The sequence below is a fragment of the Nonomuraea sp. NPDC050328 genome (assembly GCF_044459405.1).
Classification (GTDB): domain Bacteria; phylum Actinomycetota; class Actinomycetes; order Streptosporangiales; family Streptosporangiaceae; genus Nonomuraea.
In genome coordinates this window covers 189,558-204,668 of sequence record NZ_JBITIW010000013.1, presented here as the reverse complement: position 1 = coordinate 204,668, position 15,111 = coordinate 189,558, and the positions used below count along the sequence as shown (strand labels likewise).

Genomic DNA, 15,111 nt, shown 5'->3' with positions numbered 1-15,111 from the left:
TCGCGCCCCGTCACGGCGTCGCGCCCCGTCACGGTGTCGCGGCCCGCCGCCTCGGGGCCCACGACCACCTCGGGACCCGCGACCACATCGAGGCCCGCGACCACATCGAGGCCCGCGACTACCTCGGGGCCCGCCACCACCTTGGGGCCCGCGACCACCCTGGGGCCTGCCACCGCCTCGCGGCATCCCTCTGCCGAGCCGCCCCCCACCACCGGATCGCGGGCGCTCACAGGCGAGTCGCCCGTCACCTCGACACGGCTGTTTGCTGCGCTCGGTGAAGGGGCGTACGGCGGTGCCGAGGAGGTTTATGAGGGTGGGCCGGTTGATCGGGCCACGGTCGGGGCAGGCGGGGTGGCACAGCGCAAGTCGGTGGAGGGACGGGTCGGTGAAGTGGGGGAGGTCTGGGACGGCGGCCGCGGGCGGATGAGCGGCGGGCCGAAGGTGGTCGCGCTCGGCGGCGGCCACGGCCTGTACGCCTCGCTGTCGGCGCTGAGAGCCGTCACCGGCGACCTGACCGCCGTGGTGACGGTGGCAGACGACGGCGGATCGAGCGGCCGGCTCCGCCGCGAGCTGGGCGTGCTGCCCCCGGGTGACCTGCGGATGGCGCTGGCCGCGCTGTGCGGCGACGACGAGTGGGGCTCCACCTGGAGCGAGGTGGTCCAGCACCGGTTCAGGAGCGAGGGCGGCCTGCACGGCCACGCGGTCGGCAACCTGCTGATCGTGGCGCTGTGGGAGCTGCTCGGCGACCCGGTGGCGGGCCTCGACTGGGTGGGACGGCTGCTGGGCGCGCACGGCAGGGTGTTGCCGATGGCGTCGGTGCCGCTCGACATCGTCGCCGAGGTCGATCTCGACGGCCGGATCGGAACGGTCCGGGGCCAGGTGGCCTGCGCGCTCACCCCTGGCCGCGTCCGGTCGATCTCGCTGGTGCCGGAGAACCCGCCGGCCCGCCCCGAGGCCGTCCAGGCGATCCTGGAGGCCGACTGGGTGGTGTTCGGCCCGGGAAGCTGGTTCACCAGCGTCCTGCCGCACCTGATGGTCCCCGAACTCGCCCGCGCGCTGCACGACACCCCCGCCCGCCGGCTGGTGACGCTCAACCTGGCGCCGCAGCCGGGCGAGACCGACGACTTCTCCCCCCAGCAGCACCTCGACGTGCTCCGGCAGCACGCCCCCGACCTGGCACTCGACGTCGTCCTGGCCGACACGGGCGTCGTCGAGGACCAGGACGCGCTGGAGAAGGCAGCCGCGACTATGGGGGCACGCCTGGTCATGTCAGACGTTGCCGCCGAAGACGGGTCACCTCGTCACGACGCACGCCGCCTTGCCTCCGTACTGGACGAGATTTTCCTCCAGCAGCGTTGATCCTGGCCGGAGATCCGACGTGGGCGCAGCAAAGGTGCGAGAGACTGCTGGAGAGCCGGTCTGAATGGGGGAGGACTTACGCTTATGGCGATGACGGGTGTGGTGAAGGACGAGCTGAGCCGACTGCCCGTGCTGAAGCCTTGCTGCCGCAAGGCGGAGGTGTCCACGCTGTTGCGGTTCGCTAGCGGGCTGCACCTGGTGGGCGGGCGGATCGTGATAGAGGCCGAACTTGACACCAACGCGACGGCGCGAAGGCTGATCAAGGACATCGGCGAGGTGTTCGGGCACAAGGCCGAGGTGATGGTGCTCGCGCCCGCCGGATTGCGCAAGGGTTCGCGCTACGTGGTGCGCGTCTACAAGGACGGCGAGGCGCTGGCGCGGCAGACCGGGCTGATCGACAACCACGGGCGGCCGGTGCGCGGCCTGCCCCGGCAGGTCGTGTCGGGGGCCTCGTGCGACGCCGAGGCCGCGTGGCGGGGTGCTTTCCTGGCGCACGGCTCGCTCACCGAGCCGGGCCGGTCCATGTCGCTGGAGGTCACCTGCCCGGGTCCCGAGGCGGCGCTCGCGCTCGTGGGGGCGGCGCGGCGCCTGAAGATCCACGCCAAGGCGCGTGAGGTGCGGGGTGTCGACCGGGTGGTCGTCCGGGACGGCGACGCCATCTCGGCGCTGCTCACCCGGTTGGGGGCGCACGACAGCGTGCTGGCCTGGGAGGAGCGGCGGATGCGCCGCGAGGTGCGCGCCACCGCCAACCGGCTGGCCAACTTCGACGACGCCAACCTGCGCCGCTCGGCACGTGCCGCCGTGGCCGCCGGGGCGCGGGTGCAGCGGGCGCTGGAGATCCTCGCCGACGACGCGCCCGAGCACCTGGTCACCGCCGGGCGGCTGCGCGTGGAGCACAAGCAGGCGTCGCTGGAGGAGCTCGGCCAGCTCGCCGACCCGCCGCTGACCAAGGACGCCATCGCCGGCCGGATCCGGCGGCTGCTCGCCATGGCCGACAAGCGCGCCTCCGACCTGGGCATCCCCAACACCGAGGCGAACCTCACGGCGGAGATGCTGGCTCAGTGAGTCGTGGCTGCGGCCGGGCCACCCCGTCACGGGGCGGCCCGGCCGTACTGCTATGAAGCGGGTTGTACGGCGGTGCGCCGCATCTCGGTGACCTTCAGCCGGACGAGCACGAAGGTGGTGAGCGCGGCGAGCACCCAGAACCCCTGCGTCATCGGCCACACCTTCAGCAAGCCGTAGGCGAGGAGGTCGTCGAGCGCCTCCCCGAACCCGAGCTCGCTCCCGTTGCGCGCGTAGGCCACGACGAGGCCGAGGCTGGTCCCCGCCAGGTGGACGACCGGCCCGGCGAGCAGGGTGAAGAGCCCGGCGAGGTAGGGCAGAGCCCGGCTGGCGGGCTTCAGCGCCGCCACGGCGAGCCCGGTGAGGGCGCCGGCGGTCAGGTAGGCCAGGCCGTACCCGTGCACGGTGAGGGCCATGAGCGCCACGCATCCGGCCGCGCCGAGCAAGGCCGCGACGAGGGCGACGAGCAGGCCGGGAACCAGCCGCGAGGGGGTGGTCGACATGGGATCAGCCCTCCTGGGAGACCGGCTGGGCGGGCTCGAAGGCGCCGCGGTACTCGAGGCCGGACTCCTGCTCCGCCGGCTCCTCGGCGGCCGGCGGTGGCACCTCCCGGCGCTGGGCGGCGCGCACCAGGAGAACCCGGACGGACACCAGCAGGAAGGCCACAACGGTGGCGGTCTCGGCCGTGTAGTGGAAGAGCCCGGAGAGCATGAGCCACTCCAGGAACTGGTGCCGCGCGAACGACAGCCCTTCGACCAGGGCGGCGACGGTGAAAGAGGGGTCCTGCCCGACGGCCATGACGCCGAAGCAGCCGGCGAGGGCCGCGGCGGCGGCGAGCGCGGCGGTCAGCAGGGGCGCGACCAGCGAGCCGGGCCGGACGAACCAGGCGGCCAGTCCGACGAGCAGCCCGCAGATCGCCCCCGCGATGATCCACACGGACGGCGGCCAGGCGAGGTCGACCCCGCCCGGCAGGGCGATCACCTTGCGGTTGGTCAGCTGTACGAAGACCAGCACGGCGATCGCGGCAGGTATGGCGGCCAGGGTCCCGACGATCACCGTAGCGATCAACCTGGTTTTTCGCTTTAGCACGTTTGCTCCCAGAGTGCCCCGTTAGTAACTCTGACGAGTCAGATACTGTACTTGATCGCCACAAAGACCACGTAAAGAACAAGGCAAAACAGGGTGCCCCCTGAAGAGGTCTAAACCAATCCGGGTCCGATAGGGTTCGTGGTTGAGGTTTCAGCCCGCATCACGTTCAAGGAGATCGGTTCCCGTGAGCATCCGCGTAGGCGTCAACGGCTTCGGCCGCATCGGCCGTAACTTCTGGCGGGCGGTCGCCGCCAGCGGCAAGGACATCGAGATCGTCGCCGTCAACGACCTGACCGACAACGCGACGCTCGCCCACCTGCTGAAGTACGACAGCATCCTGGGCCGCCTGCCGTACGAGGTGAAGGCCACCGCCGACGAGATCGTCGTCGACGGGAAGACGATCAAGGCTTTCGCCGAGCGCGACCCGGCCAAGCTGCCCTGGGGCGACCTGGGCGTGGACGTCGTGGTGGAGTCGACCGGCTTCTTCACCGACGCCACCAAGGCCAAGGTGCACGCCGAGAACGGCGCGAAGAAGGTCATCATCTCCGCCCCGGCGAAGAACGAAGACGTCACCATCGTGATGGGCGTCAACCATGACAAGTACGACCCGGCGTCGCACACCGTCATCTCGAACGCCTCCTGCACGACCAACTGCCTGGCCCCGCTGGCGAAGGTGCTCAACGACACCTTCGGCATCGACAAGGGCCTCATGACCACGATCCACGCCTACACGCAGGACCAGAACCTGCAGGACGGCCCGCACGCCGACCTGCGCCGCGCCCGCGCCGCCGCGCTGAACGTGGTGCCGACCTCCACCGGCGCCGCCAAGGCCATCGGCCTGGTCCTGCCCGAGCTCAAGGGCAAGCTGGACGGCTTCGCGATGCGCGTGCCGATCCCCACCGGCTCGGCCACCGACCTGACCGTCGAGCTCAAGCGCGAGGCCGGTGTCGAGGAGATCAACGCCGCCTACAAGGCCGCCGCCGAGGGCCCGCTCAAGGGCATCCTGACGTACACCGAGGACGACATCGTCTCCAGTGACATCGTCACCGACCCCGCGTCCTGCATCTTCGACGCCGGCCTGACCAAGGTGATCGGCAACCAGGTCAAGGTCATCGGCTGGTACGACAACGAGTGGGGCTACTCCAACCGCCTGGTCGACCTGATCGAGCTGGTGGGCAAGGACCTGTGACCGGTTTCGACGACGTGAAGGGCCGGCGCGTCCTGGTGCGCGCCGACCTCAACGTCCCCCTCGACGGGGACGTCATCACCGACGACGGGCGCATCCGGGCCTCGGTCCCGACCATCAAGGCGCTGGCCGAGCAGGGCGCCCGGGTCGTCGTCTGCGCCCACCTGGGCCGCCCGAAGGGCGAGGCCAACCCGAAGTACTCCCTGCGCCCCGTCGCCGCCCGCCTGGGCGAGCTGCTGGGCCAGGAGGTCGCCTTCTCCGGCGAGGTCGTCGACCGCGACCTCGTCGAGGGCCTGGGCGACGGCCAGGTGGCGCTCCTGGAGAACCTCCGCTACCACCCGGGCGAGGAGTCCAAGGACGACACCGTACGGCAGGCGTTCGCCCGCGAGCTGGCCGCGCTGGCCGAGCTGTACGTGGGCGACGGCTTCGGCGCGGTCCACCGCAAGCACGCCAGCGTCTACGACGTGCCCAAGCTGCTGCCCCACCGCATGGGCGGGCTGGTCGCGGCCGAGGTCGAGGTGCTGAAGAAGCTCACCGAGAACCCCGACCGCCCCTACGTGGTCGTGCTCGGCGGCGCCAAGGTCTCCGACAAGCTGGGCGTCATCGCCAACCTGCTCACCAAGGTCGACCGGCTGCTCATCGGCGGCGGCATGGCCTACACCTTCCTCAAGGCCCAGGGCTACGAGGTCGGCGGCTCGCTGCTGCAGGAGGACCAGCTCGACCAGGTGCGCGGCTTCCTCAACGAGGCCGCCAAGCGCGGCGTCGACCTGGTGCTGCCGGTGGACGTCCTGGCCGCCACCGAGTTCGCCGAGGACGCCGAGCACGAGGTGGTCGAGGCCACCGCGATCCCCGCCGACCGGCAGGGGCTCGACATCGGCCCCAGGACCCGCGAGCTGTTCGCGACCAAGCTGGCCGACGCGCGCACGGTCTTCTGGAACGGCCCGATGGGCGTGTTCGAGTTCGAGGCCTTCTCCGGCGGCACCCGTGCCGTCGCCGAGGCGCTGATCGGCTCTGACGCGTACACCGTGGTCGGCGGCGGCGACTCGGCGGCAGCCGTACGCCAGCTCGGTCTTCCGGAGGACGGGTTCTCGCACATCTCCACCGGCGGCGGTGCCAGCCTGGAGTACCTCGAAGGTAAGACGCTGCCCGGACTCGCCGCGCTGGAGGAGTAGACGTGCGCAAGCCGCTCATGGCGGGCAACTGGAAGATGAACCTCAACCACCTCGAGGCCATCGCTCTGGTCCAGAAGCTCGCTTTCGCCCTGTCGGACAAGGACTTCGACCGCGTCGAGGTCGCCGTCCTGCCGCCCTTCACCGATCTGCGCAGCGTGCAGACGCTGGTGGACGGCGACAAGCTCAAGATCGTCTACGGTGCGCAGGATCTGTCGCAGCACGAGGCGGGCGCCTACACCGGGGAGATCTCCGGCGCGATGCTCGCCAAGCTGGGCTGCACCTTCGCGACGGTCGGGCACTCCGAGCGCCGCGAGTACCACAACGAGGACGACGCGCTCGTCAACGCCAAGGTGCACGCGGCGCTGCGCCACTCGATCACGCCGATCCTGTGCGTGGGCGAGGGCCTGCCGGTGCGCCAGGCCGGGGGGCACGTGGCCTTCGCGCTGTCCCAGCTCGACGGAGCCCTGCGCAAAGTCTCCCGGGAGCAGGCAGAATCGTTGGTGGTGGCCTACGAACCGGTGTGGGCGATCGGCACCGGCGAGGTGGCCACCCCGGAGGACGCCCAGGAGGTCTGCGCGGCGCTGCGGCAGCGACTCGCCGAGCTCTACGACGCCCAGGTGGCCGACGGCATCCGTATCCTTTACGGAGGTTCGGTGAAGTCCGGCAACATCGCCGGGATCATGGCGCAGCCCGATGTCGACGGCGCTCTCGTGGGTGGGGCGAGCATCGATGCGGGCGAGTTCGTCAAGATCTGCCGTTTTGCCGCTAACTAAGGCATAACGGGGGCGCGACTTGACACCAGGTCGTACCCTCTAGAAAGCACAGTCAACCCCGCGTTCAGGCGCGGGGATGATCCATTTGAGTCGTCACGCGTACAGAGCATCTGAAAGCAAGGTCTACCGTGGTCATCGGAATCTCCATCGCCCTGATCCTGGCGAGCTGCCTCATGATCCTGCTGGTTCTGCTCCACAAGGGCAAGGGTGGCGGTCTGAGCGACATGTTCGGCGGCGGCTTCTCGTCGAACTTCGGCGGTTCCTCGGTGGTGGAGCGCAACCTCGACCGGCTGACCGTCATCACGGGCACGGTCTGGTTCGTCTGCATCATCGCTCTGGGTCTGCTGCTCAAGCAGTAGTGGCTTGCGTGCGACAGTGATTCACCCCCCGCCTCTCGCGGGGCGTTCGAGCGAGGAGTTCATCCGTGGGTAGTGGAAACGCGATCCGTGGCAGCCGGGTAGGCGCCGGGCCGATGGGCGAGGCCGAGCGCGGCGAGGCCGCCCCGCGCGTCCGCGTTGCGTTCTGGTGTGCCAACATGCACGAGACGCGTCCCAGCTTCGCCAGCGACGCCGCCGTTCCGGAGCTGTGGGACTGCCCGCGCTGCGGCCTGCCCGCCGGCCAGGACCAGGCCAACCCGCCCGCTCCGCCCAGGAACGAGCCCTACAAGACGCACCTGGCCTACGTGAAGGAGCGCCGGAGCGACCGCGACGGCAAGGCCATTCTCGAAGAGGCGCTGGAGCGTCTGCGCACGAACAAGAGCCCCTGGTAGATCTGCCGCGGCTTTCGACCGAGCCCCCGCCGGACACTGCGTCCGGCGGGGGCTCGGCCGTTCAGCGGCGGGTCACGCGCCGTGGACCGCTTCGCCGTCCACGAAGGTCATCCGGACCTTGGCCGTCCAGATCTCCTGCGGCGGCAGGGCGAACGGGTCGCGGTCCAGCACGACCAGGTCGGCCGGGCGGCCCGGCTCGATCACCCCGGCCGGCGAGCGGTTGATCCACGCCGAGCCGGCCGTGTACGCGCTCAGCGCGGTGGCCAGGTCGAGCCGCTGGCCGGGCAGGAACGGCGTCTGCGCGGTCGGGTAGCCGGCGTGCACGGAGCTTCCGGGCTCGGTGCGGTTGACCGCGACGTGCATGGCCTGCAGCGGGTCGGCGTTGGACACCGGCCAGTCGCTGCCCGCGCAGAACCGCGCCCCGCTGCGCTGCAGGTCGGCGAAGGGGTACTGCCAGGCGGAGCGCTCCTCGCCGAGGAAGGGGATGGTCAGCTCGTCCATCTGCGCGTGGTGGGTGGCCCACAGCGGCTGCAGGTTGGCCGTCACGCCGAGCCGGGCGAAGCGCGGCACGTCGGAGGGCTCGATGATCTGCAGGTGCGCGATGTGGTGCCGGTTGGCCGGGTCGCTGCCTTCCAGGCTGTCGAGCGCCTCGCGCACCGCCCGCTCGCCGATGGCGTGGAAGTGCACCTGGAAGCCGTGCCGGTCGAGTTCGGCCACGTAGCCGTTGAGCGCGCGCGGCTCGATGTAGGACAGGCCCGTGCCGCCGCAGCGGCAGTACGGCTCCAGCACCGCGGCGGTGAAGTTCTCCGTGATGCCGTCCTGCATGATCTTGACCGAGGTGGCCTGGAAGCGGCCGACGGAGCGCTTGCGCCGTTCGATCAGGTCCTCGATCTGCTCCGCGCCCCGGGTGCGGTCCCACCACAGCGCGCCCACCACCCGCGCCTTGAGCGTGCCGGCCTCGGCCGCCGCGACGTAGGTCGGGAGCTGGTCGTCGGAGCCGGCGTAGGAGCCGACGATGGCGTCCTGCCAGCCGGTGATGCCCAGCGCGAACAGGTAGCGCTGCGCCTCCAGCAGCGCCGCCTCCTGGTCCTGGGCGCTCGGGCGCGGGGTGAGCAGGCCCACCAGGTCCATCGCGCCCTCGTGCAGCACCCCGCTGGGGGTGCCGTCGGCGTCGCGCTCGATGCGGCCGTCGGCCGGGTCGGGGGTGTCCTTGGTGATCCCGGCCAGTTCCAGCGCGCGGGTGTTGACCCAGGCGGCGTGGTGGTCGCGCTGGATCAGGTAGACCGGGCGGGTGACGAAGTCGAGCTGGCTGCGGTGGGGGAGGCCGCCGGGGAAGGCGGACATGTCCCAGCCGCCGCCGTCGACCCACTCCTTGTCCGGATTTTTCGTGGCATAGTCGGCGACCTTGGCCACGTACGCGTCCAGGCCGTAGACCTCGGCCAGGTCGCACTTGGCCCGCTCCAGCCCGGCCTGCACCGGGTGGATGTGCGCGTCGGTGAAGCCGGGGGTCAGCAGCCCGCCGTCGAGGTCCACCGTCTCGTGCGGCCCGGCCGCCCGGGCCAGGTCCGCCTCCGTGCCCACCGCCGCGATCACGCCGTCGCGCACCAGCACCGCCTCGGCGAAGCCGAGATCGCCCCGGGCGGTGAAGACGCGCCCGCCGCGGAAGAGGATGTCCATTCAGTCTCCTTGAATCGCTGCGAAGATCGTAGGGCCGCCGGGCCGGCTCAGTGACCCGTGATGAGGTCGGCGAAGCGGGCCAGGGCGGACGTGTGGCGCATCGAGCGCTCGCGGGAGTCGGCCACGCGGTAGAGGCGGTACATCGAGTGCACGCCGAGCCAGCGCAGCGGCTCCGGCTCCCAGGCGCGCACCTTCCGGCCCACCCAGGGCAGCGCGGTGAGCTCGGTCTCCTGGCCCAGGACCAGGTCGCGCAGGGTACGGCCGGCCAGGTTGGCCGTGGTGACGCCGTGGCCGGTGTAGCCGCCCGCCCAGCCCAGACCGGTGGCCGGGTCGATGTGCACCGTCGAGCACCAGTCGCGCGGCACGCCCAGCACGCCCGACCACGCGTGCGCGACCGAGGAGGAGGCGGCGGCGGGGAAGAAGTCGACCAGGAGCTGCCAGAGCGCCTCGACGGTCCACTCGTGGGTGTGGCCGCGGGCGTCCACGCGCGAGCCGTACAGGTAGGGGCGGCCCCGGCCGCCGAAGGCGATGCGGCCGTCGGCGGTGCGCTGGGCGTACATGTAGTAGTGGGCCATGTCGCCGAGCAGTTCGGCGTCGTCCCAGCCGACCGTCTCCCAGAAGGAGTCCGGCAGCGGCTCGGTCACGATCATCGAGCTGTTCATCGGCAGCCACTGCCGGCGCAGGCCGCGCAGCCGCGAGGTGAAGCCCTCCGTCGCCCGGATCACGAACTGCCCGCTCACCGTGCCGTAGGGGGTGACCGCCTTCTTGGGCTCGATGGACAGCACCGGCGTGCCCTCGTACAGCTCCACCCCGAGGTCGCGCACGACCCGGGCCAGCCCGCGGATCAGCTTGGCCGGCTGGATGCGCGCGCAGTGCGGGCTCCACGACGCCTGGACGGTGCCCGCCACCCGCAGCCTCCGCTGCTGCTCGGCGGGCTCCAGCAGGCGCAGGTCCGGCTCGTCGAAGCCCCAGGCGCGCGCCTCCTCGACCGACTCGCGCAGCCGGGCCGCCTGCGCGGTGTTGCGCGCGACGGTGAGCACGCCGCCCTTGACCACGTCCGCGTCGATGCCCTCGGCCTCGCACACCGCGATCACCTCGTCGACGGAGGCGAACATCTCCCGCTGCAGCGCCCTGGCGGCCGGGCGGCCGTGCGTCTTGGCGTAGCGCTCGGCCGAACCGGCCATGTCGCCGGTCAGCCAGCCGCCGTTGCGGCCCGAGGCGCCGAAGCCGGCGAACTCCTGCTCCAGCACGACCACGCGCAGGCCGGGCGCGGCCTTCTTGAGGTAGTACGCGGTCCACAGTCCCGTGTACCCGGCCCCGACGATCACCACGTCCGCGGACAGCGGCCCGTCCAGCCGTGGGCCGGGCGCGGGCACGCCGGAGCTGCGGTACCAGTAGGAGACGTCGCCGTTAGTGAATCCGGCCGAAAGGGGGACATACGTACTCATGACAGCACAGCATAGGGAAACACCCACGTAGCCACGGTGTAACAGTCACCAGGCATTATCCGACACATGGCATTCCTTCGGATCAGAACGACGGTGGACGAGCGTCCCGGACGGCTGGCCCAGCTCGCGGCGGCGCTCGCCGAACGGGGCGGCAACATCCTGGGCCTGAGCGTGCAGCCGGACACCGACGGCACGGTGGACGAGTTCGTGGCCGAGATCCCGGCCGCGCCCGAGGCGGTGCGCGAGGCTCTGGAGGCCGCGGGGGGCCGGCGCGTGCAGGTCGTGCCGGCGACCGCGCACGAGCTGACCGACGAGCCCACGCGGGCGCTGCTGCTGGCCACGCGGCTGGCCGCGCTCCAGCACGAGGCGGGCTCCGGGGGGTCGCCGCACTGGCGGCTGCCCGAGCTGCTGGGGGAGCTGCTGCGCGCCGACGACGCGCGGTGGATCTATGGTGATGCGGTGAGCGAGCTGCCCGACCCGACCCAGTTGATCGTCCGCGTCACCGGCGAGCGGTCGGTACGGCTCCGCCGTACGGACCTGCCGTTCACGTTGACCGAGGCGGCGCGGGCGGCGGCGTTCGCGCGCCTGGCGCAGCCCGCCGCGGCGCGCAGCGGCGCCGAGCGGGCGATCACCCTCGCCGACGGCGCCGAGCTGGACGTGCGGCCGCTCACCGCGATCTACCGGGAGGCCGTGCGCGACCTGCACGACCGCTGCTCGCCGGAGAGCCGCCGCTTCCGCTACTTCACCAGCATGCCCGCGCTGCCGCCGCGCGTGTTCGAGCGCCTGGTGGACCGCGACCGCGGCCAGTCGCTGGTGGCCTGCTTCGACGGGCAGGTCGTGGCGATGGCCAACCTGATGTTCGGCGCCGAGCCGGGCACGGCCGAGATGGCCTTCCTGGTCGAGGACCGCTGGCAGGGCCGCGGGCTGGGCACCGCGCTGGCGCGGATGCTGGTCGAGCTGGCCCGCGACCTGGGCTACGCCGAGGTGCGGGCGAGCATGTTGTCGGACAACGCGCGCATGCGCGGGCTGCTGGTACGGCTCGGCGCCACCCTCGGCTACACCGAGGACCCCGGGGTGATCGAGGCCCGCCTGGCCGTCGCGGCCCTCGCACCCGCCTGAGCGGCAGCTCCCGGTATGGGCCTAGCCGTGGTCGCGCTCGCCCTTGCCCGGGTCCCGTTCGCCGGGGTCGAGCTCGTGCAGCCGGCTCTCGATCCGGTCGAGGCTCTCCTGGATGCGATGCAGCCGCTCGGTCAGCTCGTACCCGCCCGGCGGCGGCCCGCCGCGCCGCAGCAGCTCGTGCAGCCGGTCCTCCTCCGCCGCCCGCGTCTGCCCGCGCAGCGTGGCGATCACCGCCTCGCGCAGCCGGGCGAGGCTCAGCCCCTGCGCGACCAGCACCTGGGCCGCCACGCCCTCACCCTCGCGGATCAGCCCGAGCAGGATGTGCTCGGTGCCGATGTAGTTGTGGCTGAGCTGCAGCGCCTCGCGGAAGGACAGCTCCATCACCCGCTTGGCCCGCGGCGTGAACGGGATGTGCCCCTCGGACGGTGCGTCGCCCTGGCCGATGATCTCCTCGACTCGCTCCCGCACGGAGGCCAGATCGATCTCCTTGCCCCGCAGCACCGTCGCGGCCACCCCGTCGCCCTCGTGGATCAGGCCGAGCAGGAGATGTTCGGTGCCGATGTAGGGGTGGTTCAGCAGCCGCGCCTCCTCCTGCGCGAGAACCACGACCCGGCGGGCACGGTCGGTGAAGCGTTCAAACACGGCGGCCTCCCTGCCTCCACTATGCGCTAGAAAACCGGCCAAGTGGGGTATTCCTGTTATGTGGATCTTGATGAGGTCGCCGGCCGCCTCTACGCCCTGCCGCCCGCCGAGTTCACCGCCGCGCGCCAGGCGGAGGTGCAGGCCGCGCGGGCCGCCGGCGAGGCCGCGCTCGCCCGCGAGATCGGCGCGCTGCGCAAGCCCACGGTCTCGGCCTGGGCGGTGAACCGGCTGGCCCACGAGCACCCCGACGACCTGGGCGAGCTGCTCGCGCTCGGCGAGGAACTGCGGGCCGCCTGGAGCGCGCACGACGCCGACGCCCTCGCCGAGCTCACCCAGCGCCGCTCCCGGCTCACCGGGCGGCTCTCGCGCCAGGCGCGCGAGCTCGCCGGGCTCTCCGCCGCCGCCTCCGCCGAGGTGGACCAGACGCTCGACGCCGCGGTGGTGGACGCCGACGCGGCCGAGCAGGTACGGCGGGGCCACCTGGCCAAGCCGCTCAGCTACACCGGCTTCGCCCCCGCGCCCGTGCCCCGGGAGCGGCCGGGGCGCAAGCCCAAGGAGGCGTCCGAGGACGAGGTGCGGGAGGCCGAGGCCAAGAAGGCCCGCGAGCGGGAGGAGGCCGAGGCGGCCTACACCGAGTGGCGCGACCTCCTGGCTCAGGCGGCGCAGGAGCACCAGGAACGGGCCGACAAGGTGGCGCGGCTGACCAAGAAACTGGAGAAGGCCCGCCGCCGCGAGACCGAGGCCCGCCAACGCCTCGACGTCGCCCGCCGCGAGGAACGCCTGGCCAGGCAACGCCTGGAGAAGGGCCAGACCGGGTCCTAGCGGGCCGGCGCGGGCCGGTCTAAGGGGCCGGGGGTGGGTCGGTGCGCAGGAGGCGGCGGACCAGCGCCACCAGGGCGACGGCCGCGGCGGCGCCCAGGGTGAGCAGTGCGGCGGCCGGCAGGTCACGCAGGAGCGGCGGCACCGTGCCGATCACCACGCTCAGCAGGGCGGAGGCGGCGAGCACGAGCGCGGTCCTGGCCGCCCAGCCCCGGACGAGGCTCGTGGACAGCGCGCTCGACACGGGGGTGAGGGCGGCGAGGGCGGCGCTGGTGTGATGGAGGTACAGGAGCGTGCCCACGGTCAGAGCGCTGCCCAGCCCGCCCCCGCCGAGCGTCCACGCCACGGCTCCGGCGGCCACCGTCACACCGGGTGCCGCCGACCCCGGCAGGACCGCCGCACACAGCCCCACCAGGACCGCCCCCGCAGGCCAGACCGGTACGGCCAGCAGACCGGCAGGCAGGGCGACCAGCAACGCCGCCACCCCCGTCGCCGCCACAAGCACCCGCATCAGCAACGCCCCACCCGAGACCCGCGCCCACCCGACCCCCGGCCGCCCCCACCAAATCCGCCGACGCAGCCCGGAGAACGGCGACCCAGGCACTCCCGGCTGGCCGGGGGCCAGGGCTCGGGCCGGAGCCGGGGTGGGGCCAGCGCCGGAGGTGGGGCCGGAGCCAGGAGTGGAGTCGGGGCCAGAAGCGGGGGTGGTCATCGGGTGTGCTCCAGGCGGGTGACGTCGCGCAGGACGACGTCCAGGCTGCCCGAGCCTCGCCAGGGCTCGACCGGGACGCCGGCTTCGCGCAGGGAGCCGATGAGGTTCTCGCGGTCGAGCCACCACAGCCGCTCGGCCACCCCGGTGCCCGGCCGGTCGGGCAGGGTGTCGACCGCGACGAGCGGCCGGCGGGAGCGGGCCAGCCGGGCCAGCCCGTCGGCACTGCGCTCGTCCAGCAGCGGGGTGAGCATGAACACCAGCCCCCGCCCGCCGGCCAGCGTGGGTGCCAGGAGGCGCCGGCCGAGCTCGTCCCCGGCGCCGCCGTTGACGCGGACCGCGGCCAGCCACTCCAGGGCGGCCAGGTAGTGGCGCCGCCCGGTGCCGGGCCGCAGCCGGTGCCGCAGCGAGCCGTACTCGGCGATGCTCACCCGGTCGCCCCGGCTGGTGTAGTGCCCGGCCAGGGCCGCCGCGGCCCGGACGGCGGTGTCGAGGGGTCCCTCGTGCAGGACGTCGACGAGGATGAGCACCTCGGCGTCGCGTTCGGAGTAGGTGGCGTTGACGTGCGTCTCGCCGGTGCGCAGGGTGGTGCGCCAGTCGATGCGGCGCAACCGGTCGCCGCTCTGGAAGCGCCGCACCCCGGCCAGTTCGCCGCCCTCGCCTGGACGCCGGGAGCGGTGGGCGCCGGACAGGCCGTCGGCGTGGGGGAGCTGGGCGCGGGAGGTGAACGCGCCGGCGTCGGGCAGGGCCACCACGCGCTGCACCGGGAGGCGGAGGGGCGGGTGCTCCAGGAGGCCGTCACTGGCGGAGACCGCCACCTCGACCGGGCCTACCTCGTGGGCGCCCCACACGGTCGCCGTGTAGCCGAACGCGACGGTGACGGCCCGGCCGGGGCGTACCTGGACGAGGTGGTGGCGCGAGCCGTACGCGGGCTCCAGGGCGCTTGTGGCGCGCGGGGTGACCAGGCAGACGACGGCCGCCTCGGCGGACGGTCCTGCGGGTGTCGCGGTGGGGACGGTCAGGCGGACGGTGGCCTCGGCGTGCTCGCCCTCGGGGACGGAGGCCGCGGCCAGCTCCAGGGCCGCCTCCGGTGGGCCGGCGGGGCGGCGGGCGAGGGCCAGGACCGTGCCGAGGGCGAAGGGCGCGGCGAGCACGAGCAGCCCGGGCCGGCCGAGCAGGAGCGCGGCCAGCGGCGCCACAGCCACGAGCACAAGCGCCCGCCGCAGTGCCCGCGTGGGCCGCCAGAGCCCGCTCATCGCGCACCGCGGATGGGGAAGCCGCCGGACC

15 protein-coding genes and 1 pseudogene are annotated in these 15,111 nt (G+C 72.7%); 9 read left to right on the top strand and 7 right to left on the bottom strand.

Annotated features, from left to right (window positions below; all coding sequences use genetic code 11):
- Nucleotides 1-423 precede the first annotated feature (423 nt).
- Nucleotides 424-1,359 carry a uridine diphosphate-N-acetylglucosamine-binding protein YvcK gene (gene yvcK / locus ACIBG7_RS37550; RefSeq protein ID WP_357931708.1) on the top strand — a complete coding sequence of 312 codons (936 nt, stop codon included), beginning with the start codon at nucleotides 424-426 and terminating at the stop codon, nucleotides 1,357-1,359.
- A gap of 84 nt (nucleotides 1,360-1,443) precedes the next feature.
- Nucleotides 1,444-2,424: a DNA-binding protein WhiA gene (gene whiA / locus ACIBG7_RS37545; protein WP_357931354.1), complete on the top strand. Its 981-nt coding sequence runs from the start codon at nucleotides 1,444-1,446 to the stop codon at nucleotides 2,422-2,424.
- Nucleotides 2,425-2,474: 50 nt separating this feature from the next.
- Here the strand turns inward: whiA and ACIBG7_RS37540 are convergent, their stop codons facing one another.
- Both ACIBG7_RS37540 and ACIBG7_RS37535 read right to left on the bottom strand, forming a co-directional pair.
- Entirely contained in the window at nucleotides 2,475-2,924 is a 450-nt protein-coding gene (locus tag ACIBG7_RS37540; RefSeq protein WP_397339318.1) for a hypothetical protein, read from the bottom strand.
- A 4-nt stretch (nucleotides 2,925-2,928) separates the two neighbouring features.
- Nucleotides 2,929-3,477 carry a hypothetical protein gene (locus ACIBG7_RS37535; RefSeq protein ID WP_397339317.1) on the bottom strand — a complete coding sequence of 183 codons (549 nt, stop codon included), beginning with the start codon at nucleotides 3,475-3,477 and terminating at the stop codon, nucleotides 2,929-2,931.
- 217 nt (nucleotides 3,478-3,694) lie between these two features.
- Here ACIBG7_RS37535 and gap point away from each other — a divergent pair, with 217 nt between their 5' ends.
- The 5 genes from gap to ACIBG7_RS37510 all read left to right on the top strand — a co-directional run bounded on the left by gap (nucleotide 3,695) and on the right by ACIBG7_RS37510 (nucleotide 7,410).
- Complete coding sequence (gene gap / locus ACIBG7_RS37530; RefSeq protein ID WP_357931358.1) at nucleotides 3,695-4,699, top strand: type I glyceraldehyde-3-phosphate dehydrogenase; 1,005 nt, start codon at nucleotides 3,695-3,697, stop codon at nucleotides 4,697-4,699.
- The gene (locus tag ACIBG7_RS37525; RefSeq protein WP_397339316.1) at nucleotides 4,696-5,868 is read left to right on the top strand and encodes a phosphoglycerate kinase; all 1,173 of its coding nucleotides are present in this window, start codon (nucleotides 4,696-4,698) and stop codon (nucleotides 5,866-5,868) included. The genes gap and ACIBG7_RS37525 overlap by 4 nt, the downstream gene beginning before the upstream one ends.
- A gap of 17 nt (nucleotides 5,869-5,885) precedes the next feature.
- A complete protein-coding gene (tpiA, locus tag ACIBG7_RS37520) occupies nucleotides 5,886-6,641 on the top strand; it encodes a triose-phosphate isomerase (RefSeq protein WP_357931711.1) in 756 nt (251 codons plus the stop codon).
- A 128-nt stretch (nucleotides 6,642-6,769) separates the two neighbouring features.
- On the top strand, nucleotides 6,770-7,000 hold the full coding sequence (gene secG / locus ACIBG7_RS37515; protein WP_357931363.1) for a preprotein translocase subunit SecG: 231 nt from the start codon (nucleotides 6,770-6,772) through the stop codon (nucleotides 6,998-7,000).
- Nucleotides 7,001-7,065: 65 nt separating this feature from the next.
- Nucleotides 7,066-7,410, top strand: a complete 345-nt coding sequence (locus ACIBG7_RS37510; protein ID WP_357931366.1) for an RNA polymerase-binding protein RbpA — start codon at nucleotides 7,066-7,068, stop codon at nucleotides 7,408-7,410.
- Between the two features lie 72 nt (nucleotides 7,411-7,482).
- Here the strand turns inward: ACIBG7_RS37510 and ACIBG7_RS37505 are convergent, their stop codons facing one another.
- Nucleotides 7,483-9,087, bottom strand: a complete 1,605-nt coding sequence (locus ACIBG7_RS37505) for an amidohydrolase (RefSeq protein WP_397339314.1) — start codon at nucleotides 9,085-9,087, stop codon at nucleotides 7,483-7,485.
- 47 nt (nucleotides 9,088-9,134) lie between these two features.
- Nucleotides 9,135-10,535 (bottom strand): NAD(P)/FAD-dependent oxidoreductase, encoded by a 1,401-nt coding sequence (locus ACIBG7_RS37500; RefSeq protein WP_397339313.1) that lies wholly within the window; start codon nucleotides 10,533-10,535, stop codon nucleotides 9,135-9,137.
- Nucleotides 10,536-10,601: 66 nt separating this feature from the next.
- Here ACIBG7_RS37500 and ACIBG7_RS37495 point away from each other — a divergent pair, with 66 nt between their 5' ends.
- Nucleotides 10,602-11,654, top strand: a complete 1,053-nt coding sequence (locus ACIBG7_RS37495; RefSeq protein ID WP_397339311.1) for a GNAT family N-acetyltransferase — start codon at nucleotides 10,602-10,604, stop codon at nucleotides 11,652-11,654.
- A 210-nt stretch (nucleotides 11,655-11,864) separates the two neighbouring features.
- Here the strand turns inward: ACIBG7_RS37495 and ACIBG7_RS37490 are convergent.
- Nucleotides 11,865-12,296: pseudogene (locus ACIBG7_RS37490) on the bottom strand (Clp protease N-terminal domain-containing protein); the annotation flags it as partial.
- A gap of 60 nt (nucleotides 12,297-12,356) precedes the next feature.
- Here ACIBG7_RS37490 and ACIBG7_RS37485 point away from each other — a divergent pair.
- Nucleotides 12,357-13,118: a hypothetical protein gene (locus ACIBG7_RS37485; RefSeq protein WP_397339310.1), complete on the top strand. Its 762-nt coding sequence runs from the start codon at nucleotides 12,357-12,359 to the stop codon at nucleotides 13,116-13,118.
- A 19-nt stretch (nucleotides 13,119-13,137) separates the two neighbouring features.
- On the opposite strand, the gene ACIBG7_RS37480 is transcribed toward ACIBG7_RS37485, so the two are convergent.
- Both ACIBG7_RS37480 and ACIBG7_RS37475 read right to left on the bottom strand, forming a co-directional pair.
- A complete protein-coding gene (locus tag ACIBG7_RS37480; RefSeq protein ID WP_397339309.1) occupies nucleotides 13,138-13,626 on the bottom strand; it encodes a hypothetical protein in 489 nt (162 codons plus the stop codon).
- Between the two features lie 197 nt (nucleotides 13,627-13,823).
- Nucleotides 13,824-15,080, bottom strand: coding sequence for a DUF58 domain-containing protein (locus ACIBG7_RS37475; protein WP_397339308.1), 1,257 nt, complete (start codon nucleotides 15,078-15,080; stop codon nucleotides 13,824-13,826).
- Nucleotides 15,081-15,111 lie beyond the last annotated feature (31 nt).

What these genes read in the sequence shown, in the direction of transcription:
- yvcK (WP_357931708.1), top strand. Translation starts at nt 424, where the DNA reads ATGAGCGGCGGGCCGAAGGTGGTCGCGCTCGGCGGCGGCCACGGCCTG.
- tpiA (WP_357931711.1), top strand. Translation starts at nt 5,886, where the DNA reads ATGGCGGGCAACTGGAAGATGAACCTCAACCACCTCGAGGCCATCGCT.
- ACIBG7_RS37475 (WP_397339308.1), bottom strand. Translation starts at nt 15,080, where the DNA reads ATGAGCGGGCTCTGGCGGCCCACGCGGGCACTGCGGCGGGCGCTTGTG.
- ACIBG7_RS37500 (WP_397339313.1), bottom strand. Translation starts at nt 10,535, where the DNA reads ATGAGTACGTATGTCCCCCTTTCGGCCGGATTCACTAACGGCGACGTC.
- ACIBG7_RS37480 (WP_397339309.1), bottom strand. Translation starts at nt 13,626, where the DNA reads ATGCGGGTGCTTGTGGCGGCGACGGGGGTGGCGGCGTTGCTGGTCGCC.
- ACIBG7_RS37505 (WP_397339314.1), bottom strand. Translation starts at nt 9,087, where the DNA reads ATGGACATCCTCTTCCGCGGCGGGCGCGTCTTCACCGCCCGGGGCGAT.
- ACIBG7_RS37495 (WP_397339311.1), top strand. Translation starts at nt 10,602, where the DNA reads ATGGCATTCCTTCGGATCAGAACGACGGTGGACGAGCGTCCCGGACGG.
- ACIBG7_RS37540 (WP_397339318.1), bottom strand. Translation starts at nt 2,924, where the DNA reads ATGTCGACCACCCCCTCGCGGCTGGTTCCCGGCCTGCTCGTCGCCCTC.
- whiA (WP_357931354.1), top strand. Translation starts at nt 1,444, where the DNA reads ATGGCGATGACGGGTGTGGTGAAGGACGAGCTGAGCCGACTGCCCGTG.